Origin of the sequence: Neomelitea salexigens DSM 19753, assembly GCF_000422345.1 — a bacterium.
Taxonomy (GTDB): Bacteria; Pseudomonadota; Gammaproteobacteria; order Pseudomonadales; family Spongiibacteraceae; genus Spongiibacter; species Spongiibacter marinus_A.
The window spans coordinates 436437-453430 of sequence record NZ_AULP01000001.1; the positions used below are offsets into that span (position 1 = coordinate 436437).

Below are 16994 nucleotides of genomic sequence, written 5' to 3' on the forward strand. Positions count from 1 at the left end.
CGCAAACCGATAGCATAGAGGTACACAATGATTAATAGATTATGCGACTATTTTATCCGATTGTGGCAAGCGGCCCAGCCAGTTAAGCCCGCGGTTGTGCCGGTACCGATCAAATCGCAGACCACAGCGAAGAACTGCCATCGCAGCATTAACGAAGATGCAGAATTTTAAGGAGTGAGCGATATGCTAGCCTGCCAAGGGAGATTTCTCACTGCCATCGCACTGTTGCTGGGCAGCCTAGCGGTGCAGGCCAAGCCCTCCACAGAGGGACATTGGCAATGCCCGGCAGGTTTGAACAACGAATTGGCAACACTTGAAGCGGGCACATTACAACTTTGCGACACGCTTCGCTCTGCAAAGGCTGTCGTCATCGTCAACACTGCCAGTCTGTGCGGCTACACGCCGCAATTCAAGGGACTGGAAGCCCTATACCAGCGTTTCAAAGACCAAGGGCTACTTGTACTCGGTGTACCCACTGCGGATTTCGGCAATCAGGAATATTCAGACAGCAAACGCACCGCGAAAGTCTGCCACGCAAATTTTGGTGTGAGTTTCCCCGTATTCCATCGCGGTTGTATTCGCTGCGATTCGCCCCACCCGCTGCTGGCGTTAGCGCAGGACAGTAGCGGAATCTCGCCAAGCTGGAACTTCTTCAAGACGGTGTTCGACCCGCAAACCGGTATTGGCCAAACCTTCCCGTCGGCAGTGACGCCACTCTCTGAGGAGCTCGTAAATGCCGTCACCGCCATTTTGGATCAATGAGGGCAGTCGTTCGCGGTCTCGTGGCCGCGACCTTTTCTATTGTCGCCGCATGCAGCAGCCACGATGAGCCCCATGCCGCCGCGTGGGACCGCTATATTAGCGGATTGCAGCGAGTGCTTGAGCGAGAGGCTGAGGCGGTTAGCGTTAGCAGCCCTAGCTACCCTCACCCGGCATCGGTAAAGCTCCCGATCAATGGCGATGACATCAACCTGTTGGAATTCCTGCGTTTGCGCCGCTGCGCCCTGTCACAAACGCTGGCTAAACAGAATAGTATTTTGGGTCGGCACCGCGATAGCGCCACCGACCTGGTATTTAGCTTGCGATTTCTCGACGAGGTGGAACCCTGCATTGCCTATCTGAAATCGGAAGACGATAACGGCCTTGCCAATACCTTGGCAGCGGTGAGAGATCACAAACAGCAGCAGCTCGCCCACCGGCTTGCCAACGCACTGCTCGGCGGCAGGGAATACCGCCAACTTTGGAGCAGCTCACCAGACCAGCGCCAAGCTTACCCCGATGCGAATCAGGATCAGGCCACTCGCGCTCTGCAGCGCTGGCAGCACCTGCAACAACAGTGGTTGAACGGGCAACGCTACGACGCGCACACCGAAATTGTCGCCATACTGGAAACGCTACGCGCCGGGCTCGGCGGTGAAATGCTGCACTTCCAGGCCCAGGCACTGGCCGGCCTGCAACAGGCCAATGCGCTCCTTCGGCAGCGTATTGATGGGCGACCACTGTGCTTGCAAGGGGCACCGACGCCGCGCGCTCAGCGCTACGCGGCAGTGCTGCACAGGCAGTTTATCGGCGCGATTCAAGTGCTCGCAGCGCAGAGTTATCGTCATCAGCATGCGCTGCTAACGGCAACGCGGGCTATCGAGACCACGCTAGCCGAGCATCTTGGCGACGCCGCCCTGCCCGCCGCCTACAATCAGTGGCAAACCGAGCGCGACGCACTGCTCAACGCAGTGACGGCAACCCACCGTAAGCATGTTTCGCTAAGCTCGCAACTCCTTAAACAGTGTGGGCTTTCTGCAAGCAACTAGTGGCCTGCACATGACGTTCCATCCCTTACAAACGCAGCGTGAAATCCTTGCCATTGCGCGGGCGCCCAAACATTTGGCTGAGGCTGCGATAAATATCACTCTGCGGCGGTGGCGTTAAACTAATTTGACCGCGGGGTATTCCGCGCGAATCGAGCGTTACAGTGCCACGTAGGCGGTGAGGGTTAGCCTCATCGATGACGATCCGCAGTCTACCGGCATCGCAGCTGACCTCCGCTCGAATCTGCCCCAGGCTTTCCAAGCCGTCAATGTCACCGCTTAGCTGCCCTATTTCCACCTCCCCGGTGAGCGACTGACACCCCTGGGCGGTCATACTTGCCTCAGATGCCTGCGCATTGAATACGCCGTCAAAGCCCATCGCAGGTACCTGTATGGCCTCAAGTACAGGCGCCAAACGCCCTGTGGCAGTCAGCCCCGAAATCAGCAAGGTATCACCCTTAACACCGGCCGTTAGCGCCACGTTGGCGGGCTCGGCAACAGATAGAGTAAGGGGGTTCCCGGAAAAACTCTGCAGAGGAGACAGCTGCCAACTTACGCCGCGAAGCGTGACACCCTGAACTCCAACATGACTGAATTCGCCACGCCAAAGCGAGCCCTTGGCAACACCCAGCTCGACGCCAGCTAACTGCTCACCCACTACATCGCTTAGCAGCCAAGCGGGAGCTCGCCAAACAACGCCGACGATAAAAAACAGTATGCAAACAACAATTATCGCTAAGCGCTTCAAGCCTCGCCTCCTAATACCACTCGCAGCGACACTTTACCCGGCACATCTAATCGGCTCATTGAGACGGTGTGCAACGGCATGCCCGAAGCGACCAGGGCATCGATAAAACGCACAATATTGTTGTAGTCGCTATTGCTAACCTGCACCGCATAGCGGCCGCCGCTCTGAGGCTCAATGCGGCTGATGGCAACTGTATACTGCCTGGCAGCGCTGGTGATTTGTTGCTGGGTGGAGCCGGTTACCGTTGCGACTTTACGACCGCTGCGTTGCGCCGCGCGCACTTTTGCTGCCGCATCTTGCATCCATAAATACGCCTCTCGACGCTGCTCTAATCGCTCAGACGACTGCTGCTTAGCGCTGATCAAGGGCTGCCAAACGGCCAGCCAAATTAGCAGTGGGACACCGGCAATTAGCCCCACCAGCAAAATCGTGCGCTCTCGCTCGTTGCGGCTCTCGAACCAATTTATCAACGCGTTCATTGCGCTGCCTCCCGCAGTTCAAGCTGCCCGCTGATCCCCTTATCCATCTGCCCAAAGGCGCCCCGCTCCACCTCAAAGCCCTGAGAGGCAAGTGCCGCCACCCAGCGATCGACGCCGTCGTAGCTGTCTGCTTCGACGAGTATTTTGATCGCGCTATTGGCATAGGTCATTTGCTGAATGCGCAGGGATACATTGCCTTTGCTGGCATTGGCAATCCGCTCCAGCCAGGGAAGGAAGTCACTGTCGCTGCGCACGCCCTCCAGAGCATTTAACTGACTGCGCATTTGACTACGCGCGTTCACGACTCGAGCACCGGGGAAAACATCGCGATAAATATCTACCATGCCCTGCTCGTACAATTCGATCTGGCGCCGGTTATCACGAACGTCCAAGGCCAATTGAATGAAATGAGTGAACAGCACCGTTAGTAGCAGTAGCACTGGCCAGCGAAATTGCTTCCATTGCGCCGCACTCTCATCGCGCAACGCATAGGCGCCGCTAAACAAGTTTACTGGCCAGGGCTGCCATAGTTTGGCAATCATCGCTAAGCGATGCTCAAAGACCTGTTGGCCTTGCTCATTTAAGCCAGCGGGCAGTTCAGTACCCTGCAGGTGGTATATTTGCGCGGAGGTATCTTGACCTGCCGCTAGCTGCCACCAATAGCTGAGGTTATCTTTGGCGATGGCAATTGCCTGCTGTCCAATATGGGCGACTGCTCGCGTGTCATCGATCAGCGCAACATTGGCAGGCAGTGCAGCGTAATCGGGTACCACCGTTTTAATTTTCAAACCGCTGTTGGCCAGTAGGCCGTGCCACCGGTCCATGTATTGCCGGTCAACCACCAACACATCGGTGGATTCATTGGCACGTATAACGCCACAGGCCAGGTGAACCTGTTCCAGGTCACTGCACAGCTGCTCTTCCAGCAAAAATGGCAGCGCCGATAAGCCAACGCGCCCCCCTTTTGGAAGCACGACCCGTTGCCAGCTCACCCACTCGCCCGGCACCACGACAAAGCAGGGCAGCGAAGCAAAGCGCTCGGCCAGTGTGGCAAGTGCGCTGGCTTGCGCATCGACAACACCACTGTCGAGCATTTGCTCGGCCTCGGTGTCCCACTGGAGCCATTGCACTGTAGGCTCACTGGGCGCCGGCATTGATAGCAGTAATCGTTCGCTCAAAAAACTTCTCCATATTCCCGCGCATAGGCATAGGCTTTGCCATTGCGAAGTACAAAGCGACTGTATAAGCGCAGTCGGCGCTGCTCGTAAAACACATCGGCCAGCCCCAGAAAGTAACTGGACTTCACCCCCAGTCCCGCCTGGAATTCAGCGGCGACCTGTTGCCCTTCGGGAAGGCCCAAGCTGGCAATAAAACTCTCAACGGACGCCCAACCCTCCGCAGGACGCTCAGCAATAAGTCGCTGTATTTGCTCCACGGCCAGCAGGTTACCGATAGCTGCCGCCAATAGTGGGGCATCTTCCTCGCCCAGCGTATTAATATTCAAGCGGGTATCAAATTCGGGCAGCGCACATAAAAAGGGCCGCAGCGCCTCCTGTTCCTCCGCGTCAAAATCGGCGAATAAGCCCAGCTCACTCACCGAGTCAATGGCCTGATTGGGCGGTAGATAGGGATAATCCTCACCACTGTAGCTCAAATCTTCCGCCCCAAAAGGGCCCTCGGGCGAGAAGTCGCTATCCACCCAGTCGCTTAAGCGCTGGCCGATATACTCAGCGCGCTGAACATCGACCTCCACATTCAACAGCAACAACTCAAATACTTGTTGCGCGCCGCTCTTCTGGCCACTCTGTTCGCTGCCATCAGGCCGGTGCAAGCGATTGACATTAAAGCAAGCTTGCTGGTCGTCGATAAGCCCTGCGATAGAGCCGCCCTCCACGGGAAAAACAACATCGCGGCGCGCCCAGTTCTGGTTCAGTGCAATAACGTCCTCACCCGCCACATCTTCCAGCGACTTCGCGGCGATGTACTCGCCGCCCAACGCATACCAATAGGCCTGATCCATGTAGCGTTGATTCAACAGCCGCTGACTGCTGTAACGCACAGACTCCACCAGGTTCACTGACAACACCAACATAATGGAGACCATCAGCAATACCATTAGCAGCGCTGCACCGCGCTGCTTCGACGGCAGATTCATGGCACCAGCTCCGGTAGCACAACGTTCATCTCGATGCCTGGCCACGGGCCAACATCCAGCTCGACACGCAGGCCCTTGGGCTGCAGGGCATTTAACTGCGTGCTGGGCGGCCAAAAATTGGTCCAGCGACTGCCGTCATAAAAACTGACAACAAAGCGATCCACCCCTTCGAGCATCACGCGTTTTTGCCAGGCGCTATTCTGTGTTGGGTCGGCAACGCCAGCACTGCGGCGTTGCAACTGCCCGTCTTCAAGGCGGTATTGCACACGCTCCAGGGTGCTGGCTAAACGCTGCCCCGGCAATACACGGCGGCCACCGTGAACAAACTCCAGCTCGCTGTTTTCACCAATCTGTTCAGCGACGATTCTTGCCCCCATCGCGTCACCTTGTTCATCCCGGGGAATCCGCGGCGTAAGTTGCTCCAAATCCCGGCGCATCATCTGCAGGGCCAGTGCCAGGCGCTCCAGCTGGTATTGGCGCTTAGCTACCTGCTCTTGATTCGACAGTGCGCCGTTCAACATGGCGCTGGCCATTGCGCCCAACAAGGCCATGATGCCAATGGCAATCAGTAGCTCGACAAGAGTAAACCCGCCCTGCCTGCGCATTACTGGCCCACCTTTTTAGGCATATAAGCGCTGCGGCTGGCTAAGGTGTCTTGTTCGCCAGAGAGCTGAACACTGATATCCACTCGGCGGATGGCGGGGTCCGGTGTATCACTCAAGCGCCGACGCCAAACAAAATCGTAACCCGCAAGGCTTTTCTCCCCCAGATTACGGTTCCCGTAGCCCTCCCGTAGAATGTCTATCAGCAGATTTTGTGCGAGCAGGTCGGCAAATTGGCGCTTTTCTAACTCACCTGTGCTGAGGGTCGCTTCGCTCAAGCTCTTACTCAAGGCCACAGCTGCGGTAGCAAAAATCATCAGCGCGACCATGATCTCAAGCAGTGTAAACCCGCGTTGCTTCCTCACCGCGCCGCCTCCGGCCGCAAGCGGTCATCAACACTGATGGAGCCGCCATCGGCAGATAATAGGCGCCATTGAAATGGACTGGTCTGGCCGTCGCCCAAAAACAGTATCTGGGGTGTCAATACGCGCCGGTCATCACCCTCAGGCAGATTTAATGGCTCGCCTGCTAACAGGATTTCACTGCGCAAGTCGTCGTCTATCTCCAAAGGTTTGGCTAATGGCCCTTGGGTAATAGCTGACCAGCCGTCGGCATTGCGGCTCAGAAAGCGGCCTTTATCGCCGTCCCATAACAAGCCCAAACTGCGGCCACTAAACACCGCCTCCGCCCTTGCTGTGCGCAGCGCCAGCAGAATTACCGCGCGATTTTCGCGCAGCAGCTCTTCGCCACCTCTGCTGGGCAGAGTCAGAACGGCAACACCGCTCATCAGGCCAATAATAAAGATAACAACCAACAGCTCCAGCAAAGAGAAGCCGCGTTGACTACTCCTGCCAGTTGACGATGTCACGGGCTAACTCCTCACCGCCCTCTTCACCATCAGCTCCGGTGGAATACAGATCGTAGGGGCCGTGCTCACCAGGCTGGATGTAATTATAGGGGTTACCCCAGGGATCCTCAGGCAGGCGTTTAATATAGCCATTACTGCGATAATTTTTCGGTGAGGGGCCCGCTTCAGGCCGCTTGACCAGCGCCATTAGCCCTTGGTCGGTGGTTGGGTAAACGTGGTTATCCAACTTATACATATCCAGTGACTGTTCCAACACCGCTATATCTGCGCGGGCCTTCTCCACCATCGCTCGGTCTTGGTTTTGCAACACATTCGGAGCAACAACGGCCACCAAGAGCCCCAAGATGACGATAACGACCATGATTTCCAACAGTGTGAAACCCTGTTGGCGGCGAGAACTCAATGCACGCGACTCCACGTCGACCTCCTAAAACTGAGTAAGGTTATTCAATTGCAGTATCGGCAGCAGAATTGCCAACACGATCGCTAAGACTACCAGCCCCAAAACCACGATTAACAGGGGTTCAAAAAGGCTGACAAACATTTGCACACGGGCCTGAAGCTCTCGCTCCAGGTTGGCGGCGGCGCGCTGAACCATCTGCTCCAACTCACCACTGGACTCGCCGCTGGCGATCATATACACCGCCATTGGTGGCAATTCCGCTTCATCCTGTAAACACCGGCTGAAGCTCTTGCCCTCGCGCACCTGCTCACGCACGCGATCCATGCTTTGTTTTAAATGCTCATTGCCCAGCGTTGCACAGGCCACTTTCAGCGTTTCCAAAAACGGCACCCCCGACGACAGCAAAATCGCCAGCGTACGCAACATGCGCGCCGCGTCGAGCTCCAGCATTAGCAGCCCCCAAAGTGGCACCTTCAATACCCAGCGGTGGGCTCGCAAGCGCCGTTGCGGATCGCGCATCCATAAATAAACGCCCGACGCGATAGCCGCTATCGCAAAAATCATCACATACCAGTAGCTGGCGAGGCCGTCGCTGATGCTAATTAGTGCCCGTGTTAAAAACGGCAGCGTCTGATCATAGTGTTCAAACTGTGCGGTGACCTTTGGAACAACGTAGGTCATCAGCGCGGTAATGACGCCGATGGCGACAAAACACAATACCACGGGATAGAGCGCCGCCTGCACAATCACACCGCGCAGCTTTTGGCTGTCTTCGGTGTATTCTGCGAGCTGGTTTAACACCTCTGCCAGGTCACCGGATTTTTCGCCAGAGCTGACCAGAGCGCGGTAAACAGAGTTAAAAACGTGGGGGTGGTCGTTCAGGCCATCGGCGAGCGAATGCCCCTCCAATACTCGCGAACGCAATTCCAGAATTATACGCTTGAGTGCCTCTTTGCGGCTGTGCTTTGCCGTTGCCGCCAAGGCCTCTTCGACCGGTATTCCGGAATGTATCAGTGTTGCTAAGTGGCGGGTGAACAGCGCGAGATCGGCAATACCGATACGCGGCCGCGACAATGACAAGCCGCCCTTACCGGAAGATTTATCGCGAGTGGCTTTGACTTCTACCGGAAATAACTGCTGATCCCGCAGGGCTTGTCTTGCCATGCGGATCGAATCGGCTTCTACGATGCCCTTGCGACTGGCGCCGCCAGCGTCGAGTGCACGGTACTCAAAGGCCGGCATCGGCACCCTCGCGAACGCTGCGCAATAGCTCGTCGAGGCTCGTTTGACCTTCGACCACCAACCGCCGCCCCTCTGACATCAACGTTGTCATTCGGGCACTGGCGTAGCGTTGAATTTCCTGCTCGCCGGCGCGATTATGGATCATTTCCGCCAGCTCCCTGTCGATCACCAACAGTTCATAGACGCCCTGACGACCGCGATAGCCAGAGTGCTGGCATGCTTCACAGCCACCGGCATTGTAGGCTTGCTGACCCTCTAACTGGGTATCTCCCAGCAGGCGCGCTTCCGTCGCATCCAGTGTGATTGGCTGGCGGCAGGACTGACACAAACGACGCACCAGACGCTGCGCCAATACACCTTTTAAGCTCGACGCAATCAAGTAAGGCTCTACACCGATGTCGACCAGACGCGTAATGGCGCCAATGGCGGTATTGGTGTGCAAGGTCGATAACACCATGTGACCGGTTAGCGACGCCTGTACGGCAATTTCGGCCGTCTCTTGGTCGCGAATCTCGCCGACCATCACGACATCGGGGTCCTGGCGAAGAATCGCCCGCAGGCCCCTCGCGAAGGTCATACCCACTTTGGCATGCACTTGCGTCTGACCGATCCCTTCAATGTCGTACTCTACCGGGTCTTCCACGGTGAGAATATTCCGCTTGCGGTCGTTCAAGGCCATCAACCCGGCATAAAGCGTAGTGGTTTTACCGGAGCCAGTTGGCCCGGTCACCAGGATAATACCATTGGGCTGGTGCAGCAGGTCGGTCAGTTTGGCCAGTGTTCTCTCAGGCATACCGAGATGAGAGAGATCGATTCTCGCGGCCTGTTTATCCAGCAGGCGCATCACCACGCGCTCGCCATAATTCGATGGAATGGTCGACACCCGCACATCCACCGACCGCCCGGCGATTCGCAGTGACACGCGACCATCCTGGGGCACACGCTTTTCCGCAATATCCAGGCGAGACATCACCTTTATGCGCGACACCAGTAAGGGGGCGAGGCGACGGTTGGGTGTTAATACTTCTTGAAGAATGCCGTCCACTCGCAAGCGAACCGACATGGTTTTCTCGTAGGTTTCAATATGAATATCGGAGGCGTCGCGCTTTAGCGCTTCGCCGAACAAGGCATTAATCAGGCGGATAACTGGCGCGTCATCCTGCGCGTCCAACAGGTCCTGAGACTCGGGGATCTCCTCCGCCAAGCGGTCAAGATCCACTTCGTCGCTGATATCGCCCATCGCCGACATCGCATCGCCCTGCTGGCGCTGAAAAGCCTCGTTAATCTTCTCTTGCAGTGCTTCCTCATCACATAACGCCATTGAAAATGGCGCATTCAGCGCTCGCTGAACCTCGGCCAAGGCAGGCGCTGGCGTGGTGCGGCAAACCAACACTTGAGGGCCATGCTCGCCATCCTCCACCAACAGGCGATTAGTGCGTGCGAAGGCGTAACTTAAAGGGCGCGACATCAGGCTTGGCCATCCTCAGCGCCGTCACAGCGGCGCGGCATCTTCGAGCCAGCGCGCACTCGACGGCTGCATTCATCCTTACGCCACTCTATGGGCTCGGCCGTAACCGGCGCTTCCTCTGCGGGACTGGCAGCGGCGCCCTGCTGCGCCGGCGGCTGCGGCGCTGGCGCATTCTCCGGTGCGGATTCAGTGTTGGCGGGTGGCGATGCCTTAACCGGCGGCTCAGCGAGCGTTTCGCGGGGCAGCAAATCTACCGGCGACGGCTCCAGGCCGGACCATTCTGGTAGTACCGATAGCTCGGTGAACGGGAACAAGGAAATACCGGATGCGGCTTTAGCCAACTGCTCTGTACGAATAAAGTTGTACTTTCTGCCACTGAGCTCAGAGAGCGTTGCCTGGTCACGGACAATCGTTGGCCGGATAAACACCATCAAATTGCGCTTGGACATGCTGGTGTTATCCGCACGAAACAATCTGCCCAACAGGGGGATATCCCCCAACAAAGGCACCTTCGCCGTCTGCTCATTGACCTGATCATCAATAAGGCCGCCTAACACGATTGTTGCACCGTCGTTCACCAGTACCGTCGTTTTAATGGTGCGCTTATTAGTAATTACATCGGCGGCATTCGTTGCCGGGCTGAGCGAGGACACCTCCTGCTCAATCGTCATTTGCACAGCATCCCCGTCGTTAATCTGCGGCGTCATCAGGAGCTTGGTCCCGACTTCTTGCCGCTCGATGGTCTGGAAAGGGTTGGTATTTGTGGAACTCGCAGTCGAGCCGGTGATGACAGGGATTTCCTGCCCCACCAGAATAGACGCCTCTTCATTATCAAGGGTGAGTAGACTGGGTGTAGAGAGAATATTTGACTCCGAGTCACTCGCCAACGCCGAAACCAAGGTGGCAAAACTAAAGCCGTCTGACAGCTTCCCCAGACCTATGGCAGCGCCCTTGACCGTTGACGCAGCCGCCGCCGCTGCATCACTGCCGGCCAACAGGCTAATAATTCCCGGTGTACCGCTGGTACCCGATGCACCGCCGCCGAAATTGATGCCACCTGCAGGTGTGCTGCCCTCTTGAGACCCTCTAAATAGCCACTGTACCCCTAGCTCTTTAGCCTTACTGTCAGTAACTTCAATAATGATGGCTTCGACCAGCACCTGCGCACGACGAATATCCAGGTCGCGGATGATTTTTTCCAAGTCAGAAATAATGTGCGGACTACCCGACATAACAATGGAATTGGTCTGCTCGTGTGCCTCGATATTAATTGATGACGACACACCCGGCGCCGCATTTCGACCCGCGCTCTGATCCTCTTTAACAATGGTGTCGCTTATGCTTTTTAAGACTTTGGCTAACTCTTCTGCTTTGGCGTACTTCAAATACCTAACGCGAATATTCGACTGGCTGGACACCTCGCTATCGAGGTCAGCAACTAGCCTTCGCAGATAACTACGCGCCTCGTCGTCACCAAATAGAATAAGCGTATTCGTCCGTGGGTCTGCCGCGACAACAGGCTTGGATGATCCCCGTTTGCGCGTTTGTTGCGACAGCACTTTGTTTAAAACGCGCTCCACCTCTTCCGCCGAGGAGTTGCGCAACACCACGGTCTCCATCAACTGGGAGTCGACAGAGTTAACGGCCGAGATGATAGACATCAGGCGGCGAACATTGGATTCGCGATCGGTAATCAAGATGATGTTGGCGTCGGAGTAACTGGTGATTACCCCGACTTTATTATCGACGAGGGGCCGTAATGACTTCACCAGCTCGTCGGAATCTGCGTTCTGTAGCTGCGCAATGCGGGTAATGATGGACTCACTGCGACCTACTGCAGCAGAGGAGCGCTGGACTTCAATGCCTTCTATTTTCGCCGCCTGATTTGGAATAACTTTGAGCACACCGTCGCCGGCCTCGACCGCAGAGTAGCCCTCTACCCCAAGTTGCAGCAGAAAGATTTGATAAAGTTCATCGGCGTCGAGTTTTCTGTGGCTCTGAACGCTGACTTTGCCCTTAACTCGGCTATCTACAACAATAGTTTTGCCCGTCAATTTGGCAACCGTATCGATAAATTCACCGATATCAACATTTTGCATGTCGAGCTCGAAGCGTTCGGCGTAAGCAGCTTGCAGCGGCGCGGCCATTACCACCAGCAGTGATAGGCTTAGGAGAAAAGTTTTCATATATCCAGTCTTTTGCTCAAAATCGTATTGTTGCGCTGCACAAGCAGCTCGAAGGATTGCGTGGTTTCCATCAGCTTCATTAATTCGGTAGTCGGCAACTCCGACAACGACTGGCCATTCACAGATAAAACGACATCGCCCGGCTTCAAATCAAGTAGCTTAAAAAGGCGTGGATCGCGCCCAGGCTTCATCTCATAGCCAATGAGCTGCTCGCCCTCCATGACCGGGCTCGCGGCAAAAAAGCGCGCCAAACGCAGCGGGCTATTTTGAATCGTCTGCCGCGGGTCGCCAATAAGATCACGGATTTCAGCACGATTCAGGTCGATCACATCGCCATTAGCCGCTGAAGGAGTAGCTGTCGCGCTAATCCCCTGGCTCACGCGGCGTTTTTGCAGTTCAATTTTTTCCTGCTTGCGGTTGTTCTCAATCACAATGTGGTCAGGCATTACCGCCAACAGTTTCACGGCCCCGGCGACTTCTATCTTTTCTCCCACGCCGTAGGCTTTCGTCTTGCTGCCGTGGCGCAGAATCGCCACGCCGCTGTCTTTACTGCCGGCGACAACGCCAAGCACGGTAATTTTCAGACGGCTGCGCTTGATATCCTTCTGGATCGTCTGCTCATCCACCGCCGCCTTGGGTGGCTCGCCAAACAGGGGGACGGCGAGCAAAGACTGAACACTGTAGTCGGGGCCATTGCCTGTCGCAACATCAACCGTGGCAACGCTGGCAGGGGGCAACGTTGGCGTGCGCAAGATGCTGGCGACACTCCAAAATAGCTCGGTCAGCAACACAATCAACAACACTAAAAGCAAGGCGCTGATGGCGGAGCGCAACTGGGAGCTACGCAAAATTTTTACTACCGCCAATTTATCCACAGTTGTACATCATCCCTACCGTTGTAGCTAAGCGACGCATAGTAGAGAAACAGTGTGACATTTTTCTTACCACGAACGACGCCTTTGCAAGGTTTTAGCCAGTGCCAGCTAGGCTTGCAATGCCCTTTTCATCAAACCGTCATCAAAGCCGGGCAAAGCTACCCGGCCTGGACAGGCTTATCACTATTTAAATACGCAGTGTTTGGTGTAGTCGCTTGCCTCGTTGACGCTCCAATCACCTTTGGGCTTTTCCTTCATCGCCGCGCACCATGCCTCGGAACCCACTTCAGGAGCACAGGCTGCAGCCAACAACAGTGAAGATAGTAACAAGGCTTTTTTTATCATTTGCATAATTACCTCTGGTCTTGGACAGTTGAACGACGCTTTTGCGCCAAATCCGGCCTAGTGTAACAGAGGCAATGTGCGAGGCGCACAGTGGAAGGTAATTTTTGAGGGGTGCTGCACTCTGCTGAAAACTACCGGCAGAGTGCAGCGTCAGTGACTAAGCCTCAACCATATCGAAGTCGAACTTACTGATACCGCAATCGGGGCACTCCCAGTCTTCGGGAACATCGTCCCAGCGTGTGCCAGCCGGAATACCGTCATCGGGAATACCCTCTGCCTCATCATAAATGAAGCCACAGATAACACATTCCCATTTTTTATAGTCGCTCATCGTTCTCTCCATACAGTGCTGCGAGGCAGCTGAGTCGCCGCTATTGTTTGGCTCAGTATACTACCCGAGAGACCGACAAAATATTAAGGAAAGTCAATCATTTCGCAAGGAAAGGCGCATCGAAGTCTGCAAAGCAACTACTCGGCTGCGAGACGAATCATTGCCTGAACGGTTGCCGGCAAGGACACCAATACTATCTTGGTGCTCTGTTGATTCTGCGCCAAAGTAATGGTGATCGCCTCCACCTCATCGAGACGCTCATACAAGTCGCTCAACGCCTCGCTATCGCTCAGCGCAATGCCATTCACGGCGTGCAAGCGATCACCGCTACGAAGCGGCAGCTGGGAAAAAAGGCGTTCATCTTTGCCCGGGTAAAGGTAGTACTCCCGCTCACCGGAGTCCGACTTTTTACGCTCTACTTTCACCGCCCCGCGCAGCGACAGTGGTGAGGTGTACAAGCGCTCAAGGTATTCAGCAACCAATGTGGTGACTGCATTGTTGCCGCGCAGATCAACGGTCTCCACCCTCGCTGCCGGCTGGGCCCTGCCAGTCGCCAGAGGCTTATAGTGGAAACCACTGCCGCCAATGGGCAGCAATTGGTATGCCCCACAACTGTCCAGCAAGAGGCTCTCGTCCAGAATTTCCGCAACGCGCAGACAGGGCGCCGCCAAAGTGTCACCCGACCGAACAAAGCGCTCCTGACCATCAACCGCAACCAGGGCCTGCTCGCTACCCTGCGCTTGCTGCACGGACAAACCCACAACGACTCTGCGGATCTCGGGCTCCTCACCAAACCACTGCGCGTCGTCCGCGTTAAATATTTCTGACTCTTCGGCCAGCGTCTCAGCATCTGGCGCTGTCGAGTAGGCCTGAACCACAGCCAGCACAACGCCGGCAGTAGCTGCCAGTAGCAATATCGACAATATGCCGGAACGTTTAGTCACTGCCATGGTAAATTCCCCAAAGATGCCGGCAAGCTCGCTATAATGCGCCGACATTGATCGCCTATTTTACGTTTGTCAGAGCATCCACGCCATGCAAATTCATCTCGCCCCGATGGAGGGTGTCGTCAACGCACGCATGCGCGCACTGCTGACCAGTGCAGGCGGCATCGACCGCTGTATTACCGAGTTTGTTCGCGTCACCAACCAATTGCTGCCGCCAAGGGTGTTCCATCGCCTCTGCCCTGAACTGCAACTCGATGGCAAAACCCCCAGTGGCGTTCCTGTGTACGTTCAATTGCTGGGCAGCGAGCCGTTACCGATGGCCGACAATGCGGCGCGCGCCGCCGAGTTAGGTGCGCTGGGCGTCGACCTAAACTTTGGCTGTCCGGCTAAATGCGTCAATCGCCATCGAGGCGGCTCTGTGCTGCTGGACGAGCCCGAACTGATCCACAACATCGTGAGTGAAATCCGAGCGGCACTCCCCAAGCACTGTCCTTTGACCGTAAAAATCCGCCTAGGTTACCGCGACCGCAGCCGATTTTTGGATGTCGTTGCCGCCATTGTGGACGGCGGCGCCCAGCAGCTGACAGTGCACGCTCGCACACGCGACGACGGTTACACGCCGCCTGCCCACTGGCACGAAATTGCCCCCGCAGGCGAGCGTTTCGCAATACCCATTGTCGCGAACGGCGAGATATGGAGCCCTACAGATGCCGAAAAATGCCTAAAAGACAGCGGTTGCAGCAATATTATGCTGGGTAGAGGAATTCTGTCGCGCCCAGACCTCGCCCTGTCGATTAAAGCCGCGCAGGCCGGCAATGGCTACCAAGACAAAGACTGGCAACAAATATTTCCAATGGTGTGCGAGCTATTTCAGGACAGCCTGGTCAACTGTGCGCCCCGTCATGTTGGCGGCCCCGTGAAGCAGTGGCTGGGATATTTGCGCCGCCACTACCCAGAGGCCGCAGGGCTATTCGAAGAGATTAAACGCCTACGCGCGCCGCAAGATCTGCAGGCTGCGTTACTGGATCACCAGCAAGCAGCCTGAGAAGGATTCAGCCAAGATCTGACTTGAGGTAGTTCAATTCATCCACCGCACCGCTATCGGTCTGGGACAAGACGAATTTCTCAACTTTGCCGCCAACCAGTGGGATCTTTGCCTTGCAGCGATGACTGACGCGGTATTCACACCCGCTACCTTTTGGCTGAAGTGACATTTCGGCAGATAGCACCACCGGCTGGCCATCTACGGTAATCTGAATGGTACCGGACCATCCGTCACCATCTGCCTGCCACTCTTCGACAAATTTGAGCGTTTGCTTCGGGTTAAAAACCTTAGCCAGTACTGACGGCAATTCCCTCGTCACTTCACGCGTCATATGCACGGTAAGCGTGTCACCGTGATCCTCAATTTCGCAATCGGCGCTGAGTTCGCCCAGCGCTAAACTGCGTTCCACACGAAAATCAGGGTCTTGAAGTCGGTTCCATACCGTTTCCAGATCCTGCTCAAATTGCAAACTTACCGTCATGAGCACTCCCTTCGCGCTAGGCGCTTATTTTTTTAAGAGCCTGCAGTTTACACTCAATCCGGCACTTTCCACAGACGCTATCGCGACATAAACTGCCGCTGCAGGATCATGCCGGCAAGCATTGCCAGGGCAAACACAACAAAGTGACCTATGCCGCTGAGTATCGCTACCAGCGCCGGCGCGGGACAAAGACCACTCAAGCCCCACCCCATGCCAAACAGCACGGCTCCGGCCACTAGCTTGCGATCAATATCCTTGCGTTCGGGCAAGTGAAAACGCTCAGCAAATTTCGGTTTACCCGCTTTAAAAACGAAAAAATAGGCGGGTGTTGCAACGATGAGCGCTGCGCCCATAACAAAGGCCAAACTCGGATCCCACACCCCAAACAGGTCGAGGAAATTCTGCACTTTGGCCGGATTGGCCATTCCGGAAATCGCAATACCGGCGCCAAATAAAGCCCCCGCCAACACAATGACAATATTCTTCACAGGCCTTCTCCCAGTACATGGCGCATCACAAATACCGTAACAAAGCCGCTCAACATGAACAGGCAAGTAGCAACAATTGAGCGCCAGGAAAAACGCGAGATGCCGCATACGCCGTGACCAGACGTGCAACCCGAGCCCATCGACGTACCGACACCAACGAGTACGCCTGCGGCCACCAACACCGGCGTCGACACCAGCGGCTGAATATCATCCAGTGCCCCGCTTAGCGCCGCTGTTGCGCCCGCCCCGATGAATAAGCCCAACAGGAACAGCAGTCGCCAGTTACGCTCCTCACCGCGATCCAAGGCCGCCCCGGCAACGATTCCAGATATCCCGGCAATACGGCCCACAGACCACATAAGCAAAACCGCTGACAAGCCAATTAAGGCGCCACCAAAAGCTGATATATAGGGGGTAAAGGTTGTAGCTTCTACCATACTACTCTCCGTTGTTAGGCAGGCCTGAGGAGAGCAAATAGTACGAGCAGCCCCGCTGCGGTTCAAGCTCAAGCGGGGCTTAGCGAGAG

Annotated in this window: 22 protein-coding genes; 4 read left to right on the forward strand and 18 right to left on the reverse strand. The window is 55.8% G+C overall.

Features of this window, described 5'->3' with window-relative positions:
* The first annotated feature begins 27 nt into the window (after nucleotides 1-27).
* Genes H573_RS19465 through H573_RS0102050 form a run of 3 tightly spaced genes read left to right on the forward strand, consistent with a single transcriptional unit; the run spans nucleotide 28 to nucleotide 1808 of the window.
* Entirely contained in the window at nucleotides 28-171 is a 144-nt protein-coding gene (locus tag H573_RS19465; RefSeq protein ID WP_154653815.1) for a hypothetical protein, read from the forward strand.
* Nucleotides 172-183: 12 nt separating this feature from the next.
* Nucleotides 184-762 carry a glutathione peroxidase gene (locus H573_RS0102045; RefSeq protein WP_036255603.1) on the forward strand — a complete coding sequence of 193 codons (579 nt, stop codon included), beginning with the start codon at nucleotides 184-186 and terminating at the stop codon, nucleotides 760-762.
* Nucleotides 759-1808, forward strand: coding sequence for a DUF3080 family protein (locus H573_RS0102050; RefSeq protein WP_027872816.1), 1050 nt, complete (start codon nucleotides 759-761; stop codon nucleotides 1806-1808). Before H573_RS0102045 ends, H573_RS0102050 begins: the two co-directional genes overlap by 4 nt.
* A 25-nt stretch (nucleotides 1809-1833) precedes the next feature.
* Here H573_RS0102050 and gspN read toward each other — a convergent pair whose 3' ends face one another.
* The 15 genes from gspN to H573_RS0102125 form a co-directional block, all read right to left on the reverse strand.
* Nucleotides 1834-2553, reverse strand: coding sequence for a type II secretion system protein N (gene gspN, locus H573_RS0102055; protein ID WP_027872817.1), 720 nt, complete (start codon nucleotides 2551-2553; stop codon nucleotides 1834-1836).
* Entirely contained in the window at nucleotides 2550-3032 is a 483-nt protein-coding gene (gene gspM / locus H573_RS0102060; RefSeq protein ID WP_027872818.1) for a type II secretion system protein GspM, read from the reverse strand. Before gspM ends, gspN begins: the two co-directional genes overlap by 4 nt.
* Entirely contained in the window at nucleotides 3029-4210 is a 1182-nt protein-coding gene (gspL, locus tag H573_RS0102065; protein ID WP_154653816.1) for a type II secretion system protein GspL, read from the reverse strand. Before gspL ends, gspM begins: the two co-directional genes overlap by 4 nt.
* Nucleotides 4207-5187 (reverse strand): type II secretion system minor pseudopilin GspK, encoded by a 981-nt coding sequence (gspK, locus tag H573_RS16660; RefSeq protein ID WP_051170860.1) that lies wholly within the window; start codon nucleotides 5185-5187, stop codon nucleotides 4207-4209. The genes gspL and gspK overlap by 4 nt, the downstream gene beginning before the upstream one ends.
* Nucleotides 5184-5792: a type II secretion system minor pseudopilin GspJ gene (gspJ, locus tag H573_RS0102075; RefSeq protein WP_027872820.1), complete on the reverse strand. Its 609-nt coding sequence runs from the start codon at nucleotides 5790-5792 to the stop codon at nucleotides 5184-5186. The genes gspK and gspJ overlap by 4 nt, the downstream gene beginning before the upstream one ends.
* Nucleotides 5792-6154 (reverse strand): type II secretion system minor pseudopilin GspI, encoded by a 363-nt coding sequence (gspI, locus tag H573_RS16665; RefSeq protein WP_036255459.1) that lies wholly within the window; start codon nucleotides 6152-6154, stop codon nucleotides 5792-5794. The genes gspJ and gspI overlap by 1 nt, the downstream gene beginning before the upstream one ends.
* A complete protein-coding gene (gene gspH / locus H573_RS18750; RefSeq protein WP_084497864.1) occupies nucleotides 6151-6657 on the reverse strand; it encodes a type II secretion system minor pseudopilin GspH in 507 nt (168 codons plus the stop codon). Before gspH ends, gspI begins: the two co-directional genes overlap by 4 nt.
* A complete protein-coding gene (gene gspG, locus H573_RS0102090; RefSeq protein ID WP_027872822.1) occupies nucleotides 6632-7075 on the reverse strand; it encodes a type II secretion system major pseudopilin GspG in 444 nt (147 codons plus the stop codon). The genes gspH and gspG overlap by 26 nt, the downstream gene beginning before the upstream one ends.
* A 9-nt stretch (nucleotides 7076-7084) precedes the next feature.
* Nucleotides 7085-8302, reverse strand: a complete 1218-nt coding sequence (gene gspF, locus H573_RS0102095) for a type II secretion system inner membrane protein GspF (RefSeq protein ID WP_027872823.1) — start codon at nucleotides 8300-8302, stop codon at nucleotides 7085-7087.
* On the reverse strand, nucleotides 8289-9770 hold the full coding sequence (gspE, locus tag H573_RS0102100) for a type II secretion system ATPase GspE (protein ID WP_027872824.1): 1482 nt from the start codon (nucleotides 9768-9770) through the stop codon (nucleotides 8289-8291). Before gspE ends, gspF begins: the two co-directional genes overlap by 14 nt.
* Entirely contained in the window at nucleotides 9770-11956 is a 2187-nt protein-coding gene (gspD, locus tag H573_RS16675) for a type II secretion system secretin GspD (protein WP_234701822.1), read from the reverse strand. The genes gspE and gspD overlap by 1 nt, the downstream gene beginning before the upstream one ends.
* Nucleotides 11953-12831, reverse strand: a complete 879-nt coding sequence (gene gspC / locus H573_RS0102110) for a type II secretion system protein GspC (protein ID WP_027872825.1) — start codon at nucleotides 12829-12831, stop codon at nucleotides 11953-11955. The genes gspD and gspC overlap by 4 nt, the downstream gene beginning before the upstream one ends.
* A gap of 183 nt (nucleotides 12832-13014) precedes the next feature.
* On the reverse strand, nucleotides 13015-13182 hold the full coding sequence (locus H573_RS19240; RefSeq protein ID WP_204997026.1) for a DUF3012 domain-containing protein: 168 nt from the start codon (nucleotides 13180-13182) through the stop codon (nucleotides 13015-13017).
* Nucleotides 13183-13333: 151 nt separating this feature from the next.
* On the reverse strand, nucleotides 13334-13507 hold the full coding sequence (locus H573_RS0102120) for a rubredoxin (RefSeq protein WP_027872826.1): 174 nt from the start codon (nucleotides 13505-13507) through the stop codon (nucleotides 13334-13336).
* Between the two features lie 137 nt (nucleotides 13508-13644).
* Complete coding sequence (locus tag H573_RS0102125) at nucleotides 13645-14505, reverse strand: hypothetical protein (protein ID WP_027872827.1); 861 nt, start codon at nucleotides 14503-14505, stop codon at nucleotides 13645-13647.
* A 37-nt stretch (nucleotides 14506-14542) separates the two neighbouring features.
* Between H573_RS0102125 and H573_RS0102130 the strand changes: the two genes are divergently transcribed.
* The gene (locus H573_RS0102130) at nucleotides 14543-15499 is read left to right on the forward strand and encodes a tRNA dihydrouridine synthase (RefSeq protein ID WP_027872828.1); all 957 of its coding nucleotides are present in this window, start codon (nucleotides 14543-14545) and stop codon (nucleotides 15497-15499) included.
* 7 nt (nucleotides 15500-15506) lie between these two features.
* On the opposite strand, the gene H573_RS0102135 is transcribed toward H573_RS0102130, so the two are convergent.
* The 3 genes from H573_RS0102135 to H573_RS0102145 all read right to left on the reverse strand — a co-directional run bounded on the left by H573_RS0102135 (nucleotide 15507) and on the right by H573_RS0102145 (nucleotide 16905).
* Nucleotides 15507-15980 (reverse strand): DUF2505 domain-containing protein, encoded by a 474-nt coding sequence (locus H573_RS0102135; RefSeq protein ID WP_027872829.1) that lies wholly within the window; start codon nucleotides 15978-15980, stop codon nucleotides 15507-15509.
* A gap of 77 nt (nucleotides 15981-16057) precedes the next feature.
* Entirely contained in the window at nucleotides 16058-16468 is a 411-nt protein-coding gene (locus tag H573_RS0102140; RefSeq protein ID WP_027872830.1) for a YeeE/YedE family protein, read from the reverse strand.
* Nucleotides 16465-16905, reverse strand: coding sequence for a YeeE/YedE family protein (locus tag H573_RS0102145; protein ID WP_027872831.1), 441 nt, complete (start codon nucleotides 16903-16905; stop codon nucleotides 16465-16467). Before H573_RS0102145 ends, H573_RS0102140 begins: the two co-directional genes overlap by 4 nt.
* Nucleotides 16906-16994 lie beyond the last annotated feature (89 nt).